Consider the following 24,592-nt stretch of genomic DNA (forward strand, 5'->3'; position numbering starts at 1 on the left):
TCTTATGTCTGAACAGTCGCAGCATATCCATTTTGAGAACACGAATAGGTGGAGCACCAAACAGCTCGTTACCATGGCGCTGATGTGCGCCTTGGGCGCCCTGTTTATGTATGTGCAGCTGCCCATCCTTCCTTCGGCGCCGTTTTTGACGTATGACCCGTCGCTGGTACCGGCGATGGTGTGCGGTTTTGCGTATGGCCCCGGCGCCGGCACTGCTGTTGCCGCCATGGCGATCGTTATCCATGCGCTCACCACGGGTGACTGGGTCGGTGCGCTTATGAACCTGGTGGCTACGCTGGGTTATATTCTGCCCGCGGCTATCGTCTACCAGAAGATGCATACCTATAAGGGTGCCGTGATTGGTCTGGTGCTCGGCGTCATTGCCGCTACGGCGTTGTCTATGGTCGCAAACCTTACCATTGGCGTATGGTTCTGGTATGGCTCGGTCGATGTGATCGCCCCGCTTATGATTCCTGCCGTGCTGCCGTTCAACCTTATCAAGACCGTGCTTAACTCGGTGTTGACGCTAGCGGTGTATAAAGCAGTCTCCAACCTCATCACGCCTAAAAAGGACCAGGTCAAAGGCCGCGCATGATTGAGTGTCGGGGCGTTTCCTTTAGCTATGACGGTGCCGTGTCGGCACTCGACGGCATCGATCTGAACATCGAGGACGGGGAGTTTTTCTGCATCCTCGGTGGCAATGGGTCGGGCAAGTCGACGTTTGCCAAGCATCTGAATGCGCTGCTGCAGCCCGATGCGGGCACGGTACGTATCAACGGTATGGATGCGTCCGATCCCGAGCTGGTCTACGACATTCGTTCGACCGCAGGCATGGTGTTCCAGAATCCCGACGACCAGCTGGTGGCAACGCTTGTCGAAGATGACGTTGCGTTCGGTCCCGAAAACCTTGGCGTGCCATCGGCGCAAATTGCGCAGCGCGTACGCGAGGCGCTGAAGGGCGTGGGCCTGGTGGGCTTTGAGCGCCACGAGACCCATGCGCTTTCGGGCGGCCAAAAGCAGCGCGTGGCGCTTGCCGGCGTGCTCGCCATGGAACCGCGCGTGCTCATCTTGGACGAGGCTTCCTCGATGCTCGATCCGCGTGGACGCAAGGGCCTCATGAAGGCTTGCCGCGTGTTGCACGCTCGCGGCATGACCATCGTGATGATTACGCACTTTATGGAAGAGGCCGCCGAGGCCGATCGCGTTGCTGTCTTCCAAGCGGGCCGCGTTGCCATGCTCGGTACGCCCGAGGAGATCTTGACGCGGGCGGACGAGCTCGCGCGGCTGAACCTGGATATGCCGCCATCGTGCTGTCTTGGCAGGGCGCTTCGCGCGAAGGGCGTACCCATTTGCGCACAGGTGCGCGAGGCGGATATGGTCGCCGAGATTGCGCAGGCTTATGTTGAGCGAAATGTGGCGGGCGCCACGGAGCGGCCTTCCGTGCCCGATGCTCGCGTGCCCGACAATGCCTCCTCCGAGACCGACGAGACAAATGTTTCGGAGCCCGTTATCGAGATTTCCCACCTCTCGTATAGTTACTCGCTGAGCGCTCGCGAGCGTCGCCGCTGGCATAAGCGCTCGGCCGTTGCGGGCAAATCGAGCAAACAGGCTCTCTGGGGAAACGACCCCAGCAGCCCGTGGGCGCTGCGCGATGTATCGCTGACGGTGCGTCGCGGCGAGTTCCTGGGCTTAGCAGGCCATACCGGTTCGGGTAAGTCGACGCTGGTCCAGCATCTCAACGGTTTGATTCGCCCCCAGGAGGGTTCCGTTTACGCGTTGGGGCTCGACCTGGCAAACAAGAAAGATGCCGCCGCGGTTAAGGCCAAGGTCGGCGTGGTGTTTCAATATCCCGAGCGTCAGCTGTTTGCCGAAACCGTGACGCAGGACGTGGCGTTTGGCCCGCACAACCTTGGCTTGTCGCAGGCCGAGGTCGCGCGCCGCGTTGAGTCATCGCTCGCGCGCGTGGGCCTCGACTTGGCCACGGTGGGCGACAAGAGTCCCTTTGAGCTTTCGGGTGGCCAACAGCGGCGCGTGGCGTTTGCTGGCGTGCTTGCCATGGAGCCCGAGGTCCTGGTACTCGATGAGCCCATGGCGGGGCTCGATCCGGCGGCGCGCAGTGATTTCCTGGAGCTCATCGATCGACTTCACCATGGGGGCCTGACCGTCGTCATGGTCTCACACAGTATGGATGACCTTGCCAATTGCTGCGATCGTATTGTCGTGATGAACGAGGGCGCGGTGTTTGCTGAGGGCACGCCCGCTCAGGTTTTTGCGCATGCGGATGAGCTTAAATCAATCGGCTTGGGTGTTCCCGCTGCCCAGCGCATGGCGTTGGCGCTCGCGGAAGCGGGCGTGCCGCTGCATCGCGGCGGGCTCTATACGGTTGAGTCGTTGGCCGACGAGTTGGCAGATTTGCCGATCGGTCGCTCAGGCGGTTCTTCTAACGTCTCGGACAAGGCCAAATCCGAAACGGTCGCGCGAGAGGAGGGCTGCTAATGGAGGCGTTTTCGTTTGGCAGTTACTATCCCGGCGATAGTGCGATCCATCGCCTGGATCCGCGCACCAAGCTGCTCCTGGGCTTTGTGTTTTTGATCACGACGCTGACCGTCGGCGGCTTCCGCGGACTGGCCCCGGTCGCAATTTTCGTCGTGCTGATCTATGCCGTGTCCCGGGTGCCGTTGCGCCGGGTCCTATCATCGATGGCACCGCTGCTGGCAATCGTCGTCGTGGTCGCGGTGCTCAACTTGTTTACCGATCAGAGTGGGCGCATCCTGTGGCAGCTCGGCTTTCTGCAGATAAGCGAGGGCTCACTGCGTTCTGCCGCCTTTATGGCGTGCCGCCTGACGTTGATGATGTCCGGCATGAGCGCCATTACGCTCACCACGCCCACGCTCGACCTCACCGCGGGCTTTGAGCGCCTGCTCGCGCCGTTTGCGCGTGTGGGACTTCCTGCGCACGAGCTCGGCATGATCATGGGTATCGCGCTACGCTTTATGCCGCAGTTTGCCACCGAGATGAAGCAGACGGCCGATGCGCAGGCAAGCCGCGGTGCACGCGTGACGGGAGGTCCGCTCGGCGGCGTGCGTATGCTCGGCAGTGTGGCGATTCCGCTGTTCACGGGCGTTTTCCGCCATGCCGAGACGCTGTCTGCTGCCATGGATGCACGCTGCTATCACGGTGAGCAGGGCCGCACGCGCCTGCATGCGCTTGCATTTCGCCGCGGGGATGCGCTGGCTGCGGTGGTGACGGCGCTGCTGCTCATCTGTGTCATCGTCATCAACCTTCAACTTGTTTAGGCGCGATTCGAGCGCAAGAAAGGGGTCCCTATGACCGACAACGATCGCACGGCTCAGCTTGAGCGCGCCTGTTCATATCTCAGGCGCATTCCGGCGTGGTATCTGGCCACGATCGACGTGACGGACGGACATCAGCCGCGCGTGAGGCCGTTCTCGTTTGCCATGGTCGATGATGACAAGCTGTGGTTTTGCACCTCGCGCGATAAGGATGTGTGGGCGGAGCTGAGTGCGAATCCCAAGTTTGAGCTCTCGGGCTGGAAGCCGGGGGAATGTTGGATCGTATTGACCGGCGAAGCCGCACTTGAGGACGACGCAGTTGCGAGCGACAAGGTGCGTCAAGCGGGTTTTAAGCACATGGTGGGCATTGGCGAGGAACACGAGAGTGCCAACGACGGCCGCCTTGCTTTCTTTTCGGTCCGCAACATTGCCGCGCGCTTCTGTGATATCGACGGCAGCGAGGAGCGCCTGGAGCTCTAGCGCGTCTCAAATTAACTACCCGTTCCGAATTAGCTAGCGCCAGGAGGACACATGGACGGATTGAATACGGTGTTGGAGTATCTGACGTCGGTGCCGGCATGGTATTTGGCGACGAGCGTTGACGGACAGCCTCATGTGCGTCCGTTTTCGTTTGCGCAGATCCAGAATGGCAAGCTGTGGTTTGTAACAGCGCGCACCAAAGATGTGTGGCAAGAGCTGCTGCAAAACCAGCGCTTTGAGGCCACGAGTTGGTGGCCGGGCCATGGCTGGCTCATCTTGCGCGGGCGTGCCGGCTTGGATGACCGGGCTTTAGGCGAAATGCGCGAAGCCGGGTGGAAGCATCTAGAGCACCTGGGCGAGCACTATGAGGGGCCTAACGACCCCACGCTCGTCTTCTTTAGCGTCGAGGATCCCGAGGCTTTTATCTGCAATCACGACGAATGGGTGCCGGTCGAGCTCTAGCCAGCTGGCTCATCCTAACAACTTGGTTTTCGCATGGGCGGGCCCCGTATTGCCCGGCGCCGTTAGGAGCGCCGGTCAATACGGGGCCCGCTCCATTTGTCAATTCCTTCAAGCGAATGTGTCGGGAATGTTTCAATGCATGAATATGCAAGCCATTTACGTATTAATGCATCTTTTGGTGCTAAAGTTTCAACCCACTTCATAACGACCGCTGCGAAATGCGCATCGGTGCATAAATCGCAGACAAGGAGTCTGATATGTCTTTGAAGGTTGGAATCGTCGGCGCGGCTGGATATGCCGGAGCCGAGCTCATTCGCCTCGTCCTCGGTCATCCCGAGTTTGAACTTGCTGCCATTACGTCCAACGCCGATGCCGGCCAGCCGTTGTCTGCGGTGCACCCGAGCTTCACCGGCGTAAGCGATCTTGTCTTTACGACGCATGATGCCCCTGAGCTCAAGAACTGCGACGCGGTCTTTTTGGCCGTGCCGCACACGGCTGCCATGGCACAGGTGCCCGCGCTGCTTGCATCGGGCGTCTCCTGCTTTGATCTTTCGGCCGACTACCGTCTGAACGACGCGTCCGTTTTTGAGGCTTGGTATGCCGCCGAGCATACGAGCCCCGAGCTGCTCAAGACCCGTGCCTTCGGTCTGCCCGAGCTGTTCTGCCAGGACTTGGAGACCGCCGCATCCGACCATGCCGACGGCAAATCCGTGCTGGTCGCCTGCGCCGGTTGCTATCCCACCGCAACGAGCCTTGCCGCCGCGCCCGCCGTGCGCGCGGGCTGGGTGGCCGAGAACGGCCCCGTGATTGTCGATGCCATTAGCGGCGTGACGGGCGCCGGTAAGTCCTGCAACGCCCGCACCCATTTTTGCAGCGCCGACGAGAACTTGGAGGCCTACGGCGTGGGCAAGCATCGCCACACGCCCGAGATTGAGCAAATCCTTGGCCTGACCGATCGCGTCGTCTTTACCCCGCACCTGGCACCGCTCAAGCGCGGTCTGCTCTCCACGGTGACGCTGCCGCTCACGCCGCAGGCTCTCGATACCTTGACCCTTGAGGACGTTGTCGACCATTACAAGCAGTTCTACGCCGGTCGCACCTTTGTGCGCGTGCTCGATGCCGGCCAGCAGCCCAAGACGGCTTCGGTCGTCGGCACCAACGCTGCCCAGATTGGCCTCGCGCTCAACAAGCGCGCGGGCGTGCTGGTGGCGACGGGTGCTATCGACAATTTGTGCAAGGGCGCTGCGGGCCAAGCAGTCCAGTGCGCCAATATCGTCTTTGGCTTTGACGAGCGACGAGGCTTGCCCACAGTGGCGTGCCCGGTGTAGCACATTCGATTGTTAACGATTTGGTAGTCGGGCATCGAGTGGGGCGCCACTCTTAAGCTGGTTTCATGATCACGACTGGCATGGCGCACCAACCGATGTCCGTTTTTTGTTTGACATAAGGAGTCATAAAGACGATGAATACCGAGCTGTTTGATATCAAGATTCGCGCCGTCGAGGGTGGCGTTACGGCTGCGGCTGGTTTTAAGGCTGCAGGCATCCACGCTGGGTTCCGCAAGAACCCCGAGCGTCTGGATTACGCGCTCGTCGTGCCCGATAAACCCTGTCCCGGTGCTGGCGTGTTTACCACCAATCGCTTTTGCGCGGCGCCCGTGCAGGTGAGCCGTGCCAACCTGGGCGGTACCGACAAGGGGTACGGTATCATCGCCGGCATTTCGGTCAACTCTGGCAATGCCAACGCCGCCACGGGTGAGACCGGCCTTGCATGCGCGCGCGAGACGTGCAGCATCGCATCGCAGGTCATCGGCTGCGAGCCTCAGCAGATTCTGGTTGCCTCCACGGGTGTAATTGGCCAGATTCTGCCGATCGACACGTTTGAGACCGCCATTCCTGCTGCCTACGAGGCGCTCTCCGCCCACGGTGGCGCCGATGCCGCTCACGCCATCATGACGACCGACACGCACTCCAAGGAGTACGCCGTGTCCTACGTCAGTGAGGCTGCGGGTCATGCGGGCAATGTCTATACGGTAGGCGGAATGTGCAAGGGCTCGGGCATGATCATGCCCAACATGGCCACCATGATCGCAGTTATCACTACCGATGCCCCCGTCGAGCCTGCGGCACTTCATGCCCTGCTGCTCTCGACCGTCAAGCAGACCTTTAACAAGGTAACGGTCGATTCCGACACCTCGACCAACGACACCTGCACCATGCTTGCCTCCGGTGCCGCTGCCGCAGATGCCGAGCCTATCGTCGAGGGCTCCGATGCCTTTGACGAGTTGGCATTTGCCGTGCACGAGGTGTGCGAGAGCCTGGCGCGCAATATCGCCGCCGATGGTGAGGGCGCATCCAAGCTCGTTACGGTCAACGTTACCGGCGCCGCCAACGACGAGGAGGCCGATATCGCCGCCCGTGCCGTTGCCAACTCGCCGCTCGTTAAGACCTGCATCGCCGGCCACGACTGCAACTGGGGCCGCGTTGCTATGGCGCTTGGCAAGTGCGGCGTGAAGTTTAATCAGGAAGACGTTTCCATCGACATGATGGGCATGCCTGTCTGTCGCGACGGTCTGACTGTTCCCTTTGACGAGGACGAGGCTCTACGACGTTTTGAGGCGCCCGAGATCGTGATCTCGGCCGACCTGGGTGCAGGCAACGCGGCAACGACCGTGTGGACCTGCGACCTCACGCATGAGTACATCTCCATCAACGGCGACTACCGTTCCTAGATTCCAGACACGCTGCGCATCTTGCCGCGATTGCGGACAGCGGAGCACGGCGCGATAACGATACGAAAGACGAGGCAGATTATGAAATTCGCACGCGATTGTCGTTCGAGCGAATCCAACGAAGCAACCGCGCAGCTGCTGTTCGAAGCGCTGCCGTGGATTAAGAACCTGACCGGCAAGACGGTTGTTATCAAATATGGCGGAGCCGCCATGGTTGATGAGCAGCTGCGCCGCGACGTGATGAGCGACATCGTCCTCCTTAAGATCATCGGCATGCGCCCCGTCATCGTGCATGGTGGCGGCAAGGCCATCAACGAGGCGCTGAGCCACTACGACATCCCCGTCGAGTTTAAGAACGGCCAGCGCGTGACCACGCCGGCGACCATGGATATCGTGCGCGAGGTGCTGGGCGGTAAGGTCAACCAGGAGCTGGTCGCGGCGCTCAACCATCACGGCAACCTGGCCGTGGGCGTTTCGGGCAGCGATGCCGGTACGCTCATCGCCGAGCCGCTCGACCCCGAACTCGGCCGCGTAGGCAAGGTCACGCATGTCAACACCGACTATATCGAGCGCCTGCTCGATAGCGAGTACATCCCCGTCATCGCTACCGTCGCGGCGGGGGAGGACGGCGGTTTCTTCAACATCAACGCCGATACCGCCGCCGGTGCCGTTGCGGCAGCGCTCCACGCGCATAAGGCGATCTTTTTGACCGACGTCGACGGCCTGTACAAGGACTTTAGCGATAAAGACTCACTCATCTCCAACCTAACGCTCGACGAGGTTAACGAAATGCTCTACGGCGGCGAGGTCGATAAGGGCATGATTCCCAAGCTGCGCGCGGCCGTCGATGCGCTTGCCGGCGGCGTATTTCGTGCCCACATCATCAACGGCACCACGCCGCATTCGCTGCTGCTGGAGCTGCTGACCGATGCCGGCGTCGGCACCGTGATCCATTCCACCGAGACGGCCTACGAGTTCGATACGCATCCGCATCCGCTTTCGACGTTTGCTGCGCGTCTGACCGAGAACCTCGACGAGGTCGAGAAGCTTCAGACGGTCTAGCTGACCCGCAGCCGCCCCATTCCTGCACCCATAGGCCTGCGCCGTTCGGCGCTCAACGAAAGGCATCCCATGTCACTTGCAGCTCAGCAATCGCTTGAATCCAATTACGTTATGCATACCTTTGGCCGCTCTCCGGTCGAGTTTGTCGAGGGTCACGGCATGAAGCTCACCGGCGACGATGGCCGTGAGTACCTCGACTTTCTTGCCGGCATCGGCGTGTGCAGCCTAGGTCATGGCGACCCGGCTGTGCTCTCGGCGCTCGAGGCACAGACCAAAAAGCTCATGCATGTCTCCAATTACTTCTACATCGAGCAGCGTGGACAGGTCGCGGCGCTGCTGTCCAAGCTTGCCAACGATGACTTAGATGGTGCACGCGTGCTTGCCGATGCCATTGCCGCCGGCGATGAGACCACGGCAGCTGCTCTTGGTGCCCCGGCTGCGGATGAGCAGGTTTGGGAGACCTTCTTTGCCAACTCCGGCGCCGAGGCCAACGAGGGCTCGATGAAGCTCGCGCGCCTGTACGCCAAGCGTGCCGGTAACGGCGGCAACACTATCGTGTGCATGCGCGGCGGCTTCCACGGCCGTACGCTCGAGACCATTGCCGCCACCATGCAGGATTGGCTGCAGGATAGTTTCCGCCCGCTGCCGGGTGGCTTTGTGGCCTGCACGCCCAACGATATCGATGAACTGCGTGCGATCTTTAAACAGCTGGGGGGCGAAATTTGTGCCGTGATGCTCGAGCCGATTCAGGGCGAGAGCGGTGTGCACCCCATGACCGAGGAGTTTATGGCGGCAGCGCGCGACCTGGCACACGAAGTGGGCGCCGTGCTTATCGCCGACGAGGTCCAGTGCGGCATCTTCCGCTCCGGCAAGCCGTTTGCATTCCAAACCTATGGCGTGGAACCCGACATCATGAGCCTTGCCAAGGGCATTGCTGATGGCGTGCCCATGGGTGCCGTCGTAGCAAAGAAGGAGATTGCCGACGTGTTTAAGCCGGGCGACCACGGCTCGACCTTTGGCGGTAGCTGCTTGGCCGTCGCGGCGTGTGCCGCGACGCTCTCCGCGCTCGTGCACGGCGATTATGCCGACCATGTTGCCAAGGTAGGCGCCTATATGGAGGCAAAGCTCGCCAAGCTGCCGAACGTGACCGAGGTGCGTGGCCGCGGCTTGATGCTCGGCTGCGATCTGGACGATACTGTGGGTGATGCACACGACGTTGTGGCCCGTGCATTGGGGGCTGGTGCCGTGATTAACGCTACGGGTGCCCATACGCTGCGTTTCCTGCCGCCGCTCGTCTGCGAGGAATCCGACGTGGACAGTCTGATCGAGATCCTGTCGGACGTTTTGGCCTAACACAGCGAAATAACTTAACTTTGACCGAGTTCCGGACTGCGGATGTGCCATATGCGGCACGATTCGGCGGTCTGGAGCCCGTTTTGCCTTAGATTTGCTAAGGCGGGGAGACCTGCTGGTCAAAAAACATCAAATATGAGTACTGTTACCGATTTGGTAACAGCAATTTTGGACTAATAAGGCCAGATAGCTAGTCGAAATGGCGATGAATGTACGATTTTGATCCAATTGCTAGTCCTTATAATGGACATATGTTGCGTAACTTAAGCAAATATTATCTTCTGACATGTTGTAAGCAAGGTAGCAGTACTCATTTTTGCCATTTTCTGGCCACGGCCTTTGTGACAGACGTGCTGGCGGGTTCGAATCCCTCTGCACTGGGCCCAAAAAGGAAAGGCCCCCATCGCTGGGAGCCTTTTCAATCAAGTGGTGGGCGATGAGGGATGTCGCGTGCGGCTGACGCCGCCCGCTCTCGCTTCGGGCCTGCGGCCCTCGCGTGCTGCGCTGGAAAACGCTTCGCGTTTCCTCAGCTTCGCACCCTGTCGGGTTCGAATCCCATGCGCTGGGCCCGAAAAAGAAAAGGCCCCCATAGCTGGGAGCTTATCAAATCAGTGGTGGGCGATGAGGGATGTCCGCGTGCGGCTGGCGCCGCCCGCGCCCCGCTTCGTCGCTCCGTTCCTCGCGTGCTGCGCTGGAAAACGCTTCGCGTTTCCTCAGCTCCGCACCCTGTCGGGTTCGAATCCCATGCGCTGGGCCCAAACAAAAACGGTCCCCTTGCGAGGACCGTTTCCAATTCAATGGTGGGCGATGAGGGATTCGAACCCCCAGCCTTGTGCGTGTAAAGCACCTGCGCTAACCGTTGCGCCAATCGCCCGTGCGGAGAGAGTATAGCAAAACAATCGCCTCATTCATCTCATATCCATTAAAGGTAACCGGCGCGTGTCACAGCGGAGCTGATTCAGTTGAGATTGCCTGAACATTCCGCCCCTCTTTACGCCCTCGGGTATACTCAAAAGCTACTGATTCGATTTGATGCCCAGCAACAGCAGAGGGGATAGTATATGTGCGGTTTTGTCGGTTTTGTCGGTGGGACGGATAACCAATCCGAGGTGCTCACCAAGATGATGGACCGCATTGTCCATCGCGGTCCCGACATGGGCGGTCAGTTTATCGACGGCCGCGTTGCCCTGGGCTTCCGCCGCCTGTCGATCCTCGACCTGACCGAGGCCGGCGCTCAGCCCATGGCCAATGAGGACGGCAGCGTCGTTATCGTCTTCAACGGCGAGATCTACAACTTCCAAGAACTCCGTTCCGAGCTCGAGGCCAAGGGCTACAAGTTCCACTGCGGCGCCGACACCGAGAGCCTTCTGCACGGCTACGAGGAGTGGGGCGAGGCAGTACTCGATCGCTTGCGCGGTATGTACGCCTTCGTCATCTGGGACAAGAAGAAGAACAAGCTTTTTGGCGCCCGTGATATCTTTGGCATCAAGCCGCTCTACTACTATCCCATGGCCGATGCGGGCGACGGCGCTCCGGGCGTGCTCTTTGGTTCCGAGATCAAGAGCTTCCTGGACTACCCGCACTTCCACAAGGCGGTCAACAAAAAGGCCCTGCGTCCGTACATGACGCTGCAGTATTCGGCGACTGAGGAGACCTTCTTCGAGGGTGTCTACAAGCTGCCGCCGGCGCACTACTTTACCGTCGATATTCCGACCGGCAAGATGAACATCGAGCGCTACTGGGATTGCGATTACTCTGCCGTCGAGAAGCCGTTCGAGGAGTACGTCGACGAGCTGGACGAGGTCGTGCACGAGAGCGTCGAGGCCCATCGCATCGCCGACGTCAAGGTCGCGTCGTTCCTCTCCGGCGGCGTCGACTCCAGCTACATCGCCGCTTGCCTCATGCCCGACAAGACCTTCTCGGTGGGCTTTGACTACAAGAACTTCAACGAGACCAACTACGCCAAGGAACTTTCTGACAAGCTCGGCGTCGAGAATGTCCGCAAGATGATAACCGCCGACGAGTTCTTCGGTGCGCTCGAGGACATCCAGTATCATATGGACGAGCCGCAGTCCAACCTGTCTTCCGTGCCGCTGTGGTTCTTGGCCGAGATGGCCCGCAAGGACGTCACCGTCGTGCTTTCGGGCGAAGGCGCCGACGAACTCTTTGGCGGCTACGCCTACTACGAGGACACGGTCCCAGTCCGCAAGTACAAAAAGATGGTGCCGCTGCCCATCCGTCGCGCGCTCGGTAACCTGGCGCTGCATATGCCGTACTTCAAGGGACATAACTTCCTGGTCAAGGGTGCCGAGATCCCCGAGAAGTCGTTCCTGGGACAGGCTCTGGTATGGCCGGAGCGCGAGGTCGACGGCGTGCTCAAGCCCGAGTACAACACCGGCGATGGCGCCTTCGAGCTTGCCGCTCCCATCTATGCGCGCGTGAAAGGTCAGCCCGAGCTGGTCAAGAAGCAGTACCTGGACATGAACATGTGGCTCCCGGGCGACATTCTGCTCAAGGCCGACAAGATGTGCATGGCGCACTCGCTGGAGCTGCGCGTGCCCTTCCTGGACCGCAAAGTCATGGAGTTCGCCGAGCACATTCCCGACCGCTACCGCATCAACGAGAACGGCAACAAACAGGTACTCCGCCACGCTGCCAACAAGTCGCTGCCCGATGAGTGGGCCACCCGTCCCAAGGTGGGCTTCCCGGTGCCGATTGTCTACTGGCTGCGCGAGCAAAAGTGGTACGACTATGTCAAGGAGTACTTCACCACGCCGTGGGCAAGCGAGTTCTTCGATACCGACGAGCTCATGCACCTGCTCGATCTGCACTTTGCGGGCAAGGGCGATTTCCAGCGCAAGATCTATACGCCGCTCGTGTTCCTGGTGTGGTACAAGCGCTTCTTTATCGACGAGGACCAGCCCGCTGTTCAGGCTGCCTAGCCTCGGCTTACGAACGCCTGCGCGTAACGGCTCCTCCGGGAGCCGTTTTTGCGTGGGTGCGTTTCAGTTACTATAAAAACCGTCCCTGCCAAATGGCTGAGAAAGGCGAAAGATGCACCATTCGGATTCCGCGACCGTGACCACGGTCGATACGCTTGCCAAGCTTCTCGATGTGTGCGGCGAGCTGCGCGCATCAGAGCAGGTTGACGAGCGTGCCGTGACCGGCTGCTCGTTTGATTCGCGCGCGGTCTCGGCAGGTGACGTGTTCTTTTGCAAAGGCGCTGCCTTTAAGCCCGCGTTTTTGAGCATGGCGCTCGATGCGGGCGCCGTCGCATTTGTGTGCGAAGAGTCGCTGGTCGAGTCTCTGGAGCCGCTGGCGCAGGAGAGCGGTGCTGCGATGCTGGTTGTTGATAGCGTTCGCACGGCCATGGCCCTGTTGCCGCCGGAGGTCTACGACCGTCCCGACCACGACGTCAAGATCGTGGGCATCACCGGTACCAAGGGAAAGACCACGGCCGCTTTTATGCTCCAGTCGATTATCAAAGCGGCGGGCGAGTCCTGCGGCATGATCGGCTCGGTGAGTACCGACGATGGTATCGAGTGCTACGAGAGCACCAATACTACGCCCGAGGCCCCCGAGGTCTGGCGCCATATCGCCAACTGCCGCACGTCAGGTCGCCAGTCCATGGTCATGGAGGTCTCGAGCCAGGCGCTCAAGTACCAACGCGTCGAGAATCTGCCGTTTGACGTGGCGTGCTTCCTCAACATCGGCCGTGACCACATCTCGCCGATCGAACACCCCACGTTTGAGGATTATTTTGAGAGCAAACTCAGGATCTTTGACCAGGCAAAGACCGCCGTGGTGAATCTGGGCACCGAAGAGGTTGACCGTGTGTTGGAGGCAGCGTCGACGGCCGAGCGCTTGGTGACCGTTGGCGTCGAGCATCCCGAGGCAAGCCTGTGGGCGAGCGATGTGCGCATGGTCGGCTTTAACATCGAGTTTAACCTGCATGGCCTGTGTGCCGACGAGTCCGAGGCGGGGGAGAAGGTCCTGCTGGGCATCGCGGGCGACTTTAACGTGGAAAACGCGCTGGTCGCTATCGCCGCTGCGCGCGAGATCGGCATCGGTATCGAGGCTATCAAGAAGGGCCTCTCCAAACTGCGTGTACCGGGCCGTATGGAGGTCGTGGAGTCGAAGGACGGCCGCGTGATCTGCGTCGTTGACTATGCGCACAACCAGCTTTCGTTCCGTTCGCTTTTCTCGTCGGTCAAGCGCGCGTTTCCCGCTAGTCCAGTCATTGCAGTGTTTGGCGCTGCCGGCGGCAAGGCGCAGGAGCGCCGCGAGCAGCTTCCGCGCGAGGCCGCACCATATTCCGACCTGATGATCTTTGCCAACGAGGACCCGGCTCACGAGGACCCGATGAAGGTCTGTCGCGAGCTTGCCGAGCATGTTCCCGACGATACGCCGAACAAGATCATCCTCGACCGCGAAGCCGCTGTGCATGCGGCGTTCAAGGCGGCGCGCGAGGAGTACGTCAACCCCAATGCTCCCACCATTGTCTTGCTGCTGGCAAAGGGTGACGAGGAGCTCATGCACGTGGGCGACGAGTTCGTGCCCATCGAGAGCGACCTTTCGTTGGCCAATCGCCTGATCGATGTTACCCAGTTTGACTAATGAACCATGATGGCGAAGGCGCCCTGAGTGCGCTGTCGCCATAAACGTGTTCCCTCAATCAAAACATGCCGTCCAAGCCCAAACCCTTCTACGTAAACGGAGTAACCATGTCCCACAACACCCTGCCGACCATCGCCGAGCTTTCGGGCGAGATGCGCGAGCGCTTGGCCAAGGTTAAGTACGTCTTTACCGACCTGGATGCTACGATGCTCGCACCCGGCTCGTGCGTGCTGCGCGACAACGACGGCAACCCCTCGACCAAGCTCGTCGAGGCTGTCGTGGCACTTGCCCGCGCCGGCATCCAAGTGGTTCCCACCTCGGGCCGCAACCGCACCATGATCCACGAGGATGCACGCGTGCTCGGCCTCAACTCCTACATTGGTGAGATGGGTGGCCTGGTCATGTACGATCTCAAGGCCAACGATTGGGAGTATCTGACCGGCGATATGCCCTACGACCCATCTTGCGGTCTCACGCCGCACCAGGTGATCGAGCAGACTGGCGTGTGCGAGAAGATCCTCGCCCGCTGGCCGCACAAGATCGAGTATCACAACGACATGTCGACCGGCTACAAGTACCGCGAGGTTACCGTCGGCATGCGCGGCGACATCCCCGATGACGAGGCGCAGGCCATTCTCGACGAGGCCGGCTGCGGCCTGGTGTGGGCCTGTAACGGTCACCTGACGCATCTGTCCAAGCCGACGACGCTCGAGCTCGATCGCGTCGAGGACGGTCGCGCGTTCAACATCAACCCCGCGGGTCTCAACAAAGGCGTCGCCATTGCGCGCTTCTGCGAGCACCTGGGGATCGAGCGCGAGGAGACGCTCGCGCTCGGCGACTCCGAGTCCGACTTCTACATGGCCGATCACGTGGGCACGTTCTGCCTGGTCGAGAATGGCCTGACGAGCGCCGGCGCGCCCGAGTTCCTGGCTGCTTGCGAGAACGCTTTCGTTACGCGCGGCAAAATTGTCGACGGTTGGGCGGCGACGGCAGAGCTGCTGGTCGCGGCGCGTTCGTAGCGCGGCGTCGCCGCACTTGGACATGTCTTTTCGAGAGAGACTGGTGAGGTAATGTCCGATATCGAGAATCCGGCAGGCGACACGCGCCCGATTGGCGTGTTCGATTCTGGTTTGGGCGGTCTGACGGTTGCGCGCGCCATCGCGACGGCGCTGCCGCATGAGTCCGTCTACTACTTCGGCGACACCAAACGCTGCCCCTACGGCACGCGCACCGAGGATGAGGTGCGCTCGTTTGCGTTGCAGGCGGGCCGTTGGCTGTCGAAGCACGACGTCAAGATTATGGTCATCGCCTGCAACACGGCGACAGCTGCGGCCTTGCGTCTGGCCCAGCAGGTGCTCGACGTTCCCGTGATCGGCGTGATCGCGCCGGGTGCCCGTGCGGCAATCAACAGCACCCGCACGCGTCGCGTGGGCGTGCTCGCCACCAACCTCACCATTCGCTCGGGCGCTTACACGCGCGCCATTCAGGACCTAGATGCCGGCGTCGACGTATACGGCTGCCCCGCCTCGAGCTTTGTCGAGGTTGTCGAACACGAGCTCGCCTCGGGTGCGCATCTGCAAGAGCAGTGGCTTGAGAACGAGGACATCTTCGATACGCCTGCCGTGCGTGCGCTGGTGGGTGCCACGGTTGAGCCACTGCGCGACCACGGTATCGATACCGTGGTGCTCGGCTGTACGCATTTTCCGCTGTTGGTGGGACCTATCCGCCATGCGCTGGGGCCTGGGGTACGCGTCGTGAGTTCCGCCGAGGAGACCACGCGCGAGCTGACCGATATCCTCACGCGCCGCGAGCAGCTGGCGGGCGTCGCCGCCGAGCCGCAGCATCGTTTTGCCACGACGGCCGATAACATTGCCGAGTTTGCGGTGGCGGGCAGCTTTATCTTTGGTCAGCCGCTCAAGAGCATTGAGCATATCGATATCGATGAGCTGAAATAGATGTAAGGCCGCCGTCAGAGCCTTCGCCACACCTTTTGCCGAAAGGATTTTTCTATGGAGTACATGCAGGTCAACCGCGCCAACGGTCGCGCCGCCAACGAGTTGCGCCCCGTTAAGCTCACCCGTGGCGTCATGAAGCACGCCCACGGCTCGTGTTTTGCCGAGTTCGGTGACACGCGCGTGTTGTGCGCCGCCACAATCGAGGAGGGCGTGCCGGGCTGGCGAAAGGGAGCTAAGGTCGGCTGGGTGACCGCGGAATACGCCATGCTGCCGGCGTCGACCGGCAAGCGCTGCAAGCGCGAGCACGCCAACCGCAAGGGTCGCTCCATGGAGATCGAGCGCCTCATTGGCCGCAGCCTGCGTACCGTCGTCAACATGAAGGCGCTCGGCGAGTACACCGTCACCGTCGACTGCGATGTGATTCAGGCCGATGGCGGCACGCGTACAGCGAGCATCACCGGCGCCTGGGTGGCGCTGCACGACGCCCTCGCCATGTGGGTCGAGGCGGGCAAGATCGAGCGCATCCCGCTTACCGGCCAGGTGGCCGCCATCTCCATGGGCGTTGTCGACGGCAATACGCTGCTTGACCTCGATTATTCCGAGGACAGCCATGCCGAAGTCGACATGAACCTCGTCGCCACCGACACCGGTGAGATGATCGAGCTCCAGGGCACTGGCGAGCAGGCGCCCTTTGACCGTAAGCGCCTCAACGCCCTGCTCGACTTGGGCGACAAAGGCATCGCCGAGCTCATCGAGCTTCAGCGCCAAGCCATCGCCTAACCTGCCAAAAAGGGACAGGTTTATTTTGGCAGGTTTTATCTGGGAAAACGTCGAAGTATAAGACTGCCGTTGATTGAGAGGGGAGAGGCGGAGGCCCTCGTCGCCCTCGGCGCGGCATTGCTATAGAGACAAGGAGACCACTCATGGCACTTGAGAAGATCGACATCGACACCCTCGACCCGGCGGCGACCATTGTCGTGGCAACGGGCAACGCCCATAAGCTCACCGAGATCGAGGCCATTTTGGGCAAGGTCATGCCCGAGGTGCGCTTTGTGGCGCTCGGCCAGCTGGGCGAATTTGAGGACCCCGAGGAAAACGGCACGACGTTTTTGGAGAACGCCATCATCAAGGCGCAGGCTGCCGTCGAAGAGACGGGGCTCATGGCCATTGCCGACGATTCGGGCCTGGTCGTCGACGCGCTGGACGGTGAGCCCGGTGTGTATAGCGCGCGCTACGCGGGCGTTCACGGCGACGATGCCGCCAACAATGCCAAGCTGCTCGTGAATCTGGAAGGCGTGGCAGACGAGGACCGCACCGCGCGCTTTATGAGCGTCGTTGCGCTCATCGATACGGACGGCCTGGTCACCTATGGCGAGGGCGCCTGTGAGGGCGTTATCGCGCACGAGGGCCGCGGCGATCACGGCTTTGGCTACGACCCGCTGTTCCTGCCGGTCGATACGCCGGGCAAGACTATGGCCGAGCTGACGGCGGACGAGAAGAACGCCATCAGCCATCGATTCCATGCGCTCGAGCACCTATCCGCCAAACTGACGGGCGAGGAGTAGGCCGTGCGTGCGGTGGTTCAGCGCGTGCTCAACGCCGGCGTGACGGTCGACGGCGAGTACGTGGGCAAAATTGGGCGCGGCTATCTGGTGCTGTTGGGCGTGGGCCACGGCGACACGCGCGCCGAGGCTGATAAGCTGTGGGGCAAGCTCCGCGGCTTGCGCATTAACGAGGACGAGAACGGCAAGACCAACCTGGCACTTGCCGATGTCGACGGCGAGGTTCTCGTAGTGTCGCAGTTCACGCTGTTCGCCGATTGCCGTCACGGCCGCCGCCCATCGTTTACCGATGCCGGCGCCCCCGATGTTGCCAACGAGCTCTACGAGTACTTCTTGACGCTCGTTCGCAAAGATGTCGAACACGTGGCGCACGGCATCTTTGGCGCCGATATGAAAGTCGACTTGGTCAACGACGGTCCGTTCACCATCGTCCTCGATACCGACAATCTGTAAGTAGCCAAATTAGCTACTTGCGCGTGGTCGCAACAGGGTGCTATAGTATTAGAGTTTTGTCTATCTTAGGGGTATTATCCCCTTTTTGAATTGCATCTTCTGGAGGCCCTGTTCATGGAAGAGATGGAAGTCAATCACGTCGACGACATCCACGAGAAGCTGACCGATATGGTGGGCGATCGCGTCAAGGTGAAGGCCAACATGGGCCGCACCCGCGTCGTCGAGCGCATGGGCACCATCAAGAGCGTCCATCCGGCAGTCTTTATCGTCGAGGTTGACGAGCGCCGCGGCCGCAAGTCGCGTCAGTCCTACCAGTATATCGATGTCCTCACCGGGCAGGTCGAACTGTTTGACCCCGAGAGCGGCGAGCATATCTTTACCCCGCTCGGCAATCAGCTCGAGGAGCACTAGCGGTGACCGATTGGTCCCTGACCCTTTCCGCGCCGGCAAAGATCAACCTCTATCTGGGGGTTCATACCGAGCGTGACGACCGCGGCTACCATAAGGTCGATTCCCTGATGGCAGCCGTCGGTCTTGTCGATACCGTGACGGTTACGCCGGCACAGGCGCTGACCGTCCAGACGATTCCGACATCCGACTTTCCCATGCAAAAGAATACGGCGTATCGTGCTGCGCTCGCTATGGCCGAGCATTATAGTCGTGAAGCCAACGTCTGCATCACGATCGAGAAGTGCATTCCGTTGTGTGCCGGCCTGGGCGGTCCTTCGACGGATGCCGCGGCGGTCATTGTCGCCTTGGCAGAGCTGTGGGGTATCGACCGTGCCGATCCCGCGCTGGACAACATCGCGCGCGGCATTGGCGCCGACGTTCCCTTCTTTTTGCATGCCAGCCCTGCATTTTACGTGGGTGGGGGAGACGTGCTGGCAACCGAGTACCCCGCACTTCCCGCGACACCCGTCGTGCTGGTTAAGCCGCGCGAGGCAAGCGTTTCAACAATTGAAGCCTATCGACGTTTTGACGAGACCCCAGCGCCTGCGGACAAGCCCGGAGCGATCGCATCTGCCCTTCGCTCGGGAGACGCAGAGGCGGCCTACGCGCTCGTCCACAACAACCTGGGTGTCATTTCCGCGCAGATGGAGCCGCGGATTCAAACGGTGCTCGACTGGCTTCGTTCACAGGACGGTACCATTGCCACAAACGTGTGCGGTTCGGGTGCCTGCTCGTTTGCTCTCTGCGATAGCGCCGCCACGGCAGCCAATCTTGCGGCGACGGCTCAACAAAACGGCTGGTGGGCTTATGCAACGGAGCTCGTTTCCGACACGGTTCGCATTGAAGCGCCAAAGAAATAAAAATTTATCTAGCACGCGGCGAAAATCTTTGTTACTATAGTCGAGCTAACGGGTTGTGGCTCAGTTTGGTAGAGCACTGCGTTCGGGACGCAGGGGTCGCTGGTTCAAATCCAGTCAACCCGACCAGAGCATGAGGAGGGACCGCTTCTTGCGGTCCCTTTTTTTAGCTATTGTTGTGATACCGCGATACCCGCGGTATACTCATTCGAGCTTGTCTCGCTGTATTGTGGAGGTCTACATGTTTGGACTGAGGGCTCCTGAGCTCATCATTATTCTCGTCGTTGTCCTGATTATCTTCGGGCCCAAGAACCTGCCGAAGCTCGGCAAGTCCCTCGGCTCTACCGTCAAGAATATCCGTGAGGGTATGGAGGGCGACGATAAGGCCGAGACCAAGCAGGCCGAGGAGGTCGTGGTCGAGCAGTCCGAGGAGGACAAGGAGATCGCTGAGCTCGAGGCCAAGCTCGCTGCTGCCAAGAAGAAGCAGGCAGAGGACAGCGACGCGGACGCAGAGTAGTCCCATCCCTTTGGGGTGAGCACCTGACCGGCTTGCCCGCAGGCTAGCCGGTCTTTTTCGTTTTGTTGACAGTTGATTGTTTGATCAGAGTTGGGGAGATATCCGTATGGACGCAAGCCAGATCGTACTGACCGCTGAGGGCCGCCAGAAGCTCGTCGAGGAGCTCGCTTGGCGTGAGGGCGATTACGCCAAGGAGATCGTCGAGGACATCAAGGAAGCCCGCGCGTTCGGCGACCTTTCGGAGAACTCCGAGTACGACGCCGCTAAGGACAAGCAGGCCCAGAACGCCGCTCGTATTGCCGAGATCCAGGCCATCCTCGCCAACGCTCAGGTTGCTGCCACCACGGGCGATCTGACCGTCTCCATCGGTTCCACCGTTTCTCTGATTGATCCCAACGGTGAGGTCATGGAAGTCACGCTTGTCGGTACCACCGAGACCAACTCGCTCGAGCGCAAGATTTCCAACGAGTCTCCGGTCGGTCACGCCATCATCGGTCACGGCGAGGGCGACTCCGTCGAGGTCGTTACGCCTTCCGGCAAGACTCGCGTCTACACCATCGCCAAGATTGCACGCTAGACCACGGTCCCGCGTAAAGGTATGTTTTCGCTCCCTGGGACCGAATCCTGGGGAGCGTTTTAGTTTGAGGAGCTAACTTATGGCAGAGAACCAGAACGCCGCAGATCAGGCATCGACGCTCAACGACGAGCGCGCCACCCGCCTGGCCAAGCGCGCCGCCCTGTTCGAGGCGGGCCAGAACCCCTATCCCGAGCACTCTGAGCTTGAGGACTACGTTGCCGATATCGAGGCTAAGTATGCCGAGCTTGCCGATGGCGAGGACACCGAGGACGTCGTGAAGATCGCCGGCCGTGTGGTCGCCAAGCGCGGTCAGGGCAAGATCATGTTCATCGTCGTGCGCGATGCGACTGCCGAGATTCAGCTATTCTGCCGCATCAACGACATGGACGAGGCTGCCTGGAATACGCTCAAGTCCCTCGACCTGGGCGACATCCTGGGCGTGACCGGCGTGGTTGTGCGCACCCAGCGCGGTCAGCTTTCCGTTGCCCCTAAGAGCGCGACCCTGCTTGCCAAGGCCGTTCGTCCGCTGCCCGAGAAGTTCCACGGTCTTTCCGACAAGGAGACCCGCTATCGCCAGCGCTATGTTGACCTGATCGCCAACGACGACGTTCGCGAGACGTTCCGTAAGCGTTCGCAGATTCTCTCCACCTTCCGTCGCTTTATGGAGTCCGACGGCTACATGGAGGTCGAGACCCCCATCCTGCAGACCATCCAGGGCGGCGCTACTGCCAAGCCGTTCATTACCCACTTCAACGCGCTCGATCAGGAGTGCTACCTGCGCATTGCTACCGAGCTGCACCTCAAGCGCTGCATCGTCGGCGGTTTTGAGCGCGTGTTCGAGATCGGCCGTATCTTCCGTAACGAGGGCATGGACCTTACCCACAACCCCGAGTTCACCACGATGGAGGCCTATCGTGCCTTCTCCGACCTCGAGGGCATGAAGGCGCTCGCCCAGGGTGTCATTAAGGCGGCTAACAAGGCCATCGGCAACCCCGAGGTCATCGAGTACCAGGGCCAGACCATCGACCTTTCTGGTGAGTGGGCCAGCCGTCCCATGACCGACATCGTTTCCGACGTGCTCGGCAAGCAGGTCACCATCGACACGCCGGTCGAGGAGCTTGCTGCCGCCGCGCGCGAGAAGGGCCTGGAGATTAAGCCCGAGTGGACCGCCGGCAAGATTATCGCCGAGATCTACGATGAGCTGGGCGAGGACACCATTGTCAACCCCACGTTCGTTTGCGATTACCCCATCGAGGTCAGCCCGCTTGCCAAGCGCTTTGAGGACGACCCGCGCCTGACGCACCGCTTTGAGCTGGTTATCGCCGGTCACGAGTACGCCAACGCGTTCTCCGAGCTCAACGACCCGGTCGACCAGGCCGAGCGCTTTGCCGCCCAGATGGCCGAGAAGGCTGGCGGCGACGACGAGGCCATGGAGTACGACGAGGACTACGTGCGCGCCCTCGAGTACGGTATGCCTCCCGCGGGCGGCATCGGCATCGGTATCGACCGCGTGGTCATGCTGCTCACCAACCAGGCTTCCATCCGCGACGTGCTACTGTTCCCGCACATGAAGCCCGAGAAGGGTTTCCAGTCCGGTGCCGCTGCCGCCAAGGCTGCCGAGGCCGGCAACACCGCGAGCCCGTTCGTCAAGCCGCTCAAGCCCACGGTTGATTACTCCAAGATCGCCGTCGAGCCGCTGTTTGAGGAGTTCGTCGACTTTGATACCTTCTCCAAGAGCGATTTCCGCGCTGTGAAGGTCAAGGCGTGCGAGGCCGTCAAGAAGTCCAAGAAGCTGCTGAACTTTACGCTCGACGACGGCACTGGCACCGACCGCACCATCCTCTCCGGCATTCACGGTTATTATGAGCCCGAGGACCTGGTCGGCAAGACCTTGCTCGCCATCACCAATCTGCCGCCGCGCAAGATGATGGGCATTCCCAGCTGCGGCATGCTCATCAGCGCTATCCACGAGGAGGATGGTGAGGAGCGTCTCAACCTGATCCAGCTCGACGCCTCCATCCCCGCCGGCGCAAAGATGTACTAACTAGTTACGCGGTTCTACGAACCGCGTAACGGCTCGACGCTGCGCGGGCCGCATTTGGACAATCTGACGTTCAACTTCAAGGGCGCGACCAGAAGGTCAGCGCCCTTTCGTTTCACGTCACCTTGTCTCAAATGCGGCCCGCTCGCTGACTTATGCTCAACCTGCGGCGCCATTTTGCTTGAAGGCACCTTGCTCGCTCTGGCGGGCTTTCGCTGTCCGTCCTCTATCTGCGGTGTTGCCCTGGTTGGCACTTAGGGACGTTCCTTTTCTGCCGGCACTTGGGGACAGTCCTAGTCGTTGGGGATCTATCGACGCATTGGGGGTTTGCGCCTTCTATGCATGACGGTCGTCTCTTTTATGTTTCCTTTAGTCGTTGCTGCCTAGGATGGGGGTTAGTCGGTAGGAAGGGAGCGTCTATATGGACGACGCGAGCGAGCGTGCAATCGAAGAGGACATGCTCGATCAGTTCAATTACTTTGACGATGAGGATGAGGAGCTAATCGATCGTCGCGAGCCGGCATCGCTTGACTCATTTGATCTGGTCGATGAAGAGACTGATGAGGTTGAGGACGAATCAACGGAGCCCCCACAGTCTTCGCGCCTTGACTCGCTGCTTTCGAGAGCCCCCATGCACCACGGTGTTCGTGCCGGCGCACTCCATATGAAAACAGACTGGCACCAGATCGTGACGGCAGGCGATGAGCTTGCCGTCGATGCGCCGCTCACCGATAAGTCATCCATCATCTGCCGCACCGGTATGCTTATGCTCGCGAGCGGAACGGGTGCCTGGCGTGTACGCGATACCATGAATCGCGTTGCCGCCGTACTCGGTGTCACCGTCCACGTTGACTTAAGTCTTCTGTCGTTTGAGTGCACCTGCATCGAAGATGGCCACTGCTTTAACGAGGTTGTCAGCCTGCCCACAACGGGAGTCAATACCCATCGCATTTGGATGATGGAGAGCTTCCTAAAGGAAATCGAGACGTATGGGCGCCGGTTTACCGTGCACGAATACCACGAGATGCTCAAGACCGTTGAGAGTTCAAAACCCGATTACTCTCCCTGGCAACAGGGCCTTGCGGCAGCTTGTGCTTGCGGCGCCTTCGTCTTTTTGCTCGGCGGCGGCCCTATCGAGATGGCCTGCGCATTCGTAGGCGCTGGTGTTGGCAACTTCGCTCGCTCTCATATTCTCAAGCAGGGTCTTGGCCAGTTTAGCGCGCTGACGATTGGCGTTGCGCTCGCTTGCGTTTCGTATCTGCTGGCATTGCTCGGCCTTGGCCAGGTCGTACCGGGGGCAATGTCGCACCAAGAAGGCTATATCGGCGCCATGCTCTTTGTGATTCCCGGCTTTCCCCTCATTACGGCAGGCCTCGACATCGCTAAGCTCGATATGCGAAGCGGCATTGAGCGTCTTTCGTATGCCGTGTCGATTATTGTGATGGCGACCCTTGTGGGCTGGATGGTTGCCGAGTGTGTGGGGCTGGCACCGGATGATTTTGCCCCGCTCGGCCTTTCGCCGCTTGCCCTTACGCTCCTGCGCGTGGTGATGAGCTTCGTTGGCGTATTCGGCTTCTCGGTGATGTTCAACAGCCCGGTAAAGATGGCCGCGGCAGCTGGGCTGATCGGCGCCGTGTCCAATACCTTGCGCCTTACGCTCGTCGATGCGCCGGCGCTGTTTCCCTTCCTGGGCCTGAGCGTAGGTATGCCTCCCGAGGCGGCAGCGTTTATTGGCGCGCTGGTATCGGGGCTGCTCGCGAGCTTAGCCGAAATCAAGCTCACCTACCCACGTATCGCCCTCACGGTGCCATCGATTGTCATTATGGTGCCGGGCTTGTATCTGTATCGCTCGATGTATTACATGTGCACATTCGACACGGTCAATATGCTCGGCTGGTTTGTGCGTGCAGTGCTCATCGTGGCGTTTTTGCCCGTTGGCCTGGGTGTGGCGCGTACGCTCACCGACCCTCGCTGGCGCCACACCAGCTAATTGGTGCAAATGAAACTGATCCGCAAAACATGAACGTGGAAAATCTCCCGTTTTTGGCTTGTTTACGGGCTCAAAACGGGAGATTATCCACGCTCGTGGAATGGGTGTCCGAAAATCCACGCTCGTTGGGCCGATGCAGACGCACCTGGCAATTCCTTTTTTGTAGACGTTGTCGTATGGCTGCATGCGGAA

General features: G+C 60.4%; 22 protein-coding genes and 2 tRNA genes. 23 read left to right on the forward strand and 1 reads right to left on the reverse strand.

Annotated elements, in window-relative coordinates:
• The first annotated feature begins 4 nt into the window (after positions 1 to 4).
• The 9 genes from DXA43_RS01670 (at position 5) to DXA43_RS01710 (ending at position 9,381) form a co-directional block, all read left to right on the forward strand.
• Positions 5 to 595, forward strand: coding sequence for an ECF transporter S component (locus tag DXA43_RS01670; RefSeq protein WP_055252299.1), 591 nt, complete (start codon positions 5 to 7; stop codon positions 593 to 595).
• A complete protein-coding gene (locus tag DXA43_RS01675) occupies positions 592 to 2,496 on the forward strand; it encodes an energy-coupling factor transporter ATPase (RefSeq protein WP_117806082.1) in 1,905 nt (634 codons plus the stop codon). Before DXA43_RS01670 ends, DXA43_RS01675 begins: the two co-directional genes overlap by 4 nt.
• Positions 2,496 to 3,296 (forward strand): energy-coupling factor transporter transmembrane protein EcfT, encoded by an 801-nt coding sequence (locus tag DXA43_RS01680; protein WP_117806083.1) that lies wholly within the window; start codon positions 2,496 to 2,498, stop codon positions 3,294 to 3,296. Before DXA43_RS01675 ends, DXA43_RS01680 begins: the two co-directional genes overlap by 1 nt.
• 30 nt (positions 3,297 to 3,326) lie before the next feature.
• Positions 3,327 to 3,773, forward strand: a complete 447-nt coding sequence (locus tag DXA43_RS01685) for a pyridoxamine 5'-phosphate oxidase family protein (protein ID WP_117806084.1) — start codon at positions 3,327 to 3,329, stop codon at positions 3,771 to 3,773.
• Between the two features lie 51 nt (positions 3,774 to 3,824).
• Positions 3,825 to 4,235, forward strand: a complete 411-nt coding sequence (locus DXA43_RS01690) for a pyridoxamine 5'-phosphate oxidase family protein (RefSeq protein WP_117756885.1) — start codon at positions 3,825 to 3,827, stop codon at positions 4,233 to 4,235.
• A gap of 257 nt (positions 4,236 to 4,492) precedes the next feature.
• On the forward strand, positions 4,493 to 5,563 hold the full coding sequence (gene argC / locus DXA43_RS01695; protein ID WP_117770107.1) for an N-acetyl-gamma-glutamyl-phosphate reductase: 1,071 nt from the start codon (positions 4,493 to 4,495) through the stop codon (positions 5,561 to 5,563).
• Positions 5,564 to 5,697: 134 nt separating this feature from the next.
• Positions 5,698 to 6,966, forward strand: a complete 1,269-nt coding sequence (gene argJ, locus DXA43_RS01700) for a bifunctional glutamate N-acetyltransferase/amino-acid acetyltransferase ArgJ (RefSeq protein ID WP_199580507.1) — start codon at positions 5,698 to 5,700, stop codon at positions 6,964 to 6,966.
• Positions 6,967 to 7,047: 81 nt separating this feature from the next.
• The gene (gene argB / locus DXA43_RS01705; RefSeq protein WP_117806086.1) at positions 7,048 to 8,028 is read left to right on the forward strand and encodes an acetylglutamate kinase; all 981 of its coding nucleotides are present in this window, start codon (positions 7,048 to 7,050) and stop codon (positions 8,026 to 8,028) included.
• A 69-nt stretch (positions 8,029 to 8,097) separates the two neighbouring features.
• Positions 8,098 to 9,381: an aminotransferase class III-fold pyridoxal phosphate-dependent enzyme gene (locus tag DXA43_RS01710; protein ID WP_117806087.1), complete on the forward strand. Its 1,284-nt coding sequence runs from the start codon at positions 8,098 to 8,100 to the stop codon at positions 9,379 to 9,381.
• A gap of 798 nt (positions 9,382 to 10,179) precedes the next feature.
• Here DXA43_RS01710 and DXA43_RS01715 read toward each other — a convergent pair.
• Positions 10,180 to 10,255, reverse strand: a tRNA-Val gene (locus DXA43_RS01715).
• Positions 10,256 to 10,442: 187 nt separating this feature from the next.
• On the opposite strand from DXA43_RS01715, the gene asnB reads away from it, so the two are divergent.
• The 14 genes from asnB to DXA43_RS01785 all read left to right on the forward strand — a co-directional run bounded on the left by asnB (position 10,443) and on the right by DXA43_RS01785 (position 24,400).
• Positions 10,443 to 12,323 (forward strand): asparagine synthase (glutamine-hydrolyzing), encoded by a 1,881-nt coding sequence (gene asnB, locus DXA43_RS01720; protein ID WP_117806088.1) that lies wholly within the window; start codon positions 10,443 to 10,445, stop codon positions 12,321 to 12,323.
• Positions 12,324 to 12,435: 112 nt separating this feature from the next.
• The gene (locus tag DXA43_RS01725; RefSeq protein WP_117806089.1) at positions 12,436 to 13,998 is read left to right on the forward strand and encodes a Mur ligase family protein; all 1,563 of its coding nucleotides are present in this window, start codon (positions 12,436 to 12,438) and stop codon (positions 13,996 to 13,998) included.
• Between the two features lie 107 nt (positions 13,999 to 14,105).
• Positions 14,106 to 15,017: an HAD family hydrolase gene (locus DXA43_RS01730; protein WP_117806090.1), complete on the forward strand. Its 912-nt coding sequence runs from the start codon at positions 14,106 to 14,108 to the stop codon at positions 15,015 to 15,017.
• A gap of 51 nt (positions 15,018 to 15,068) precedes the next feature.
• Positions 15,069 to 15,953 (forward strand): glutamate racemase, encoded by an 885-nt coding sequence (murI, locus tag DXA43_RS01735; RefSeq protein ID WP_117806091.1) that lies wholly within the window; start codon positions 15,069 to 15,071, stop codon positions 15,951 to 15,953.
• A gap of 54 nt (positions 15,954 to 16,007) precedes the next feature.
• Positions 16,008 to 16,733: a ribonuclease PH gene (rph, locus tag DXA43_RS01740; protein WP_117774376.1), complete on the forward strand. Its 726-nt coding sequence runs from the start codon at positions 16,008 to 16,010 to the stop codon at positions 16,731 to 16,733.
• Positions 16,734 to 16,876: 143 nt separating this feature from the next.
• On the forward strand, positions 16,877 to 17,518 hold the full coding sequence (gene rdgB / locus DXA43_RS01745; protein WP_117635961.1) for an RdgB/HAM1 family non-canonical purine NTP pyrophosphatase: 642 nt from the start codon (positions 16,877 to 16,879) through the stop codon (positions 17,516 to 17,518).
• Between the two features lie 3 nt (positions 17,519 to 17,521).
• Positions 17,522 to 17,968, forward strand: coding sequence for a D-aminoacyl-tRNA deacylase (gene dtd, locus DXA43_RS01750; RefSeq protein ID WP_117563802.1), 447 nt, complete (start codon positions 17,522 to 17,524; stop codon positions 17,966 to 17,968).
• A 114-nt stretch (positions 17,969 to 18,082) separates the two neighbouring features.
• A complete protein-coding gene (locus DXA43_RS01755; protein ID WP_006234957.1) occupies positions 18,083 to 18,379 on the forward strand; it encodes a Veg family protein in 297 nt (98 codons plus the stop codon).
• A 2-nt stretch (positions 18,380 to 18,381) separates the two neighbouring features.
• Positions 18,382 to 19,278, forward strand: coding sequence for a 4-(cytidine 5'-diphospho)-2-C-methyl-D-erythritol kinase (gene ispE / locus DXA43_RS01760; protein WP_233539995.1), 897 nt, complete (start codon positions 18,382 to 18,384; stop codon positions 19,276 to 19,278).
• Between the two features lie 49 nt (positions 19,279 to 19,327).
• Positions 19,328 to 19,404 (forward strand) — tRNA-Pro (locus DXA43_RS01765).
• 112 nt (positions 19,405 to 19,516) lie between these two features.
• Complete coding sequence (gene tatA / locus DXA43_RS01770) at positions 19,517 to 19,792, forward strand: twin-arginine translocase TatA/TatE family subunit (RefSeq protein WP_022094895.1); 276 nt, start codon at positions 19,517 to 19,519, stop codon at positions 19,790 to 19,792.
• Between the two features lie 106 nt (positions 19,793 to 19,898).
• Entirely contained in the window at positions 19,899 to 20,369 is a 471-nt protein-coding gene (greA, locus tag DXA43_RS01775) for a transcription elongation factor GreA (protein ID WP_117806092.1), read from the forward strand.
• 79 nt (positions 20,370 to 20,448) lie between these two features.
• Positions 20,449 to 22,413, forward strand: coding sequence for a lysine--tRNA ligase (gene lysS / locus DXA43_RS01780; RefSeq protein WP_099432105.1), 1,965 nt, complete (start codon positions 20,449 to 20,451; stop codon positions 22,411 to 22,413).
• Between the two features lie 418 nt (positions 22,414 to 22,831).
• Positions 22,832 to 24,400, forward strand: coding sequence for a threonine/serine exporter ThrE family protein (locus DXA43_RS01785; protein WP_199407875.1), 1,569 nt, complete (start codon positions 22,832 to 22,834; stop codon positions 24,398 to 24,400).
• Positions 24,401 to 24,592 lie beyond the last annotated feature (192 nt).

The sequence above is a fragment of the Collinsella sp. OF02-10 genome, assembly GCF_003463445.1.
In the GTDB taxonomy this organism is placed as follows: Bacteria; Actinomycetota; Coriobacteriia; order Coriobacteriales; family Coriobacteriaceae; genus Collinsella.

What these genes read in the sequence shown, in the direction of transcription:
- rph (WP_117774376.1), top strand. Translation starts at nt 16,008, where the DNA reads ATGGAGTACATGCAGGTCAACCGCGCCAACGGTCGCGCCGCCAACGAG.
- argC (WP_117770107.1), top strand. Translation starts at nt 4,493, where the DNA reads ATGTCTTTGAAGGTTGGAATCGTCGGCGCGGCTGGATATGCCGGAGCC.
- DXA43_RS01725 (WP_117806089.1), top strand. Translation starts at nt 12,436, where the DNA reads ATGCACCATTCGGATTCCGCGACCGTGACCACGGTCGATACGCTTGCC.
- DXA43_RS01675 (WP_117806082.1), top strand. Translation starts at nt 592, where the DNA reads ATGATTGAGTGTCGGGGCGTTTCCTTTAGCTATGACGGTGCCGTGTCG.
- DXA43_RS01670 (WP_055252299.1), top strand. Translation starts at nt 5, where the DNA reads ATGTCTGAACAGTCGCAGCATATCCATTTTGAGAACACGAATAGGTGG.
- DXA43_RS01755 (WP_006234957.1), top strand. Translation starts at nt 18,083, where the DNA reads ATGGAAGAGATGGAAGTCAATCACGTCGACGACATCCACGAGAAGCTG.
- greA (WP_117806092.1), top strand. Translation starts at nt 19,899, where the DNA reads ATGGACGCAAGCCAGATCGTACTGACCGCTGAGGGCCGCCAGAAGCTC.
- murI (WP_117806091.1), top strand. Translation starts at nt 15,069, where the DNA reads ATGTCCGATATCGAGAATCCGGCAGGCGACACGCGCCCGATTGGCGTG.
- DXA43_RS01730 (WP_117806090.1), top strand. Translation starts at nt 14,106, where the DNA reads ATGTCCCACAACACCCTGCCGACCATCGCCGAGCTTTCGGGCGAGATG.
- tatA (WP_022094895.1), top strand. Translation starts at nt 19,517, where the DNA reads ATGTTTGGACTGAGGGCTCCTGAGCTCATCATTATTCTCGTCGTTGTC.
- DXA43_RS01710 (WP_117806087.1), top strand. Translation starts at nt 8,098, where the DNA reads ATGTCACTTGCAGCTCAGCAATCGCTTGAATCCAATTACGTTATGCAT.
- argJ (WP_199580507.1), top strand. Translation starts at nt 5,698, where the DNA reads ATGAATACCGAGCTGTTTGATATCAAGATTCGCGCCGTCGAGGGTGGC.
- rdgB (WP_117635961.1), top strand. Translation starts at nt 16,877, where the DNA reads ATGGCACTTGAGAAGATCGACATCGACACCCTCGACCCGGCGGCGACC.
- argB (WP_117806086.1), top strand. Translation starts at nt 7,048, where the DNA reads ATGAAATTCGCACGCGATTGTCGTTCGAGCGAATCCAACGAAGCAACC.
- DXA43_RS01785 (WP_199407875.1), top strand. Translation starts at nt 22,832, where the DNA reads ATGGACGACGCGAGCGAGCGTGCAATCGAAGAGGACATGCTCGATCAG.
- asnB (WP_117806088.1), top strand. Translation starts at nt 10,443, where the DNA reads ATGTGCGGTTTTGTCGGTTTTGTCGGTGGGACGGATAACCAATCCGAG.
- lysS (WP_099432105.1), top strand. Translation starts at nt 20,449, where the DNA reads ATGGCAGAGAACCAGAACGCCGCAGATCAGGCATCGACGCTCAACGAC.
- DXA43_RS01690 (WP_117756885.1), top strand. Translation starts at nt 3,825, where the DNA reads ATGGACGGATTGAATACGGTGTTGGAGTATCTGACGTCGGTGCCGGCA.
- DXA43_RS01685 (WP_117806084.1), top strand. Translation starts at nt 3,327, where the DNA reads ATGACCGACAACGATCGCACGGCTCAGCTTGAGCGCGCCTGTTCATAT.
- DXA43_RS01680 (WP_117806083.1), top strand. Translation starts at nt 2,496, where the DNA reads ATGGAGGCGTTTTCGTTTGGCAGTTACTATCCCGGCGATAGTGCGATC.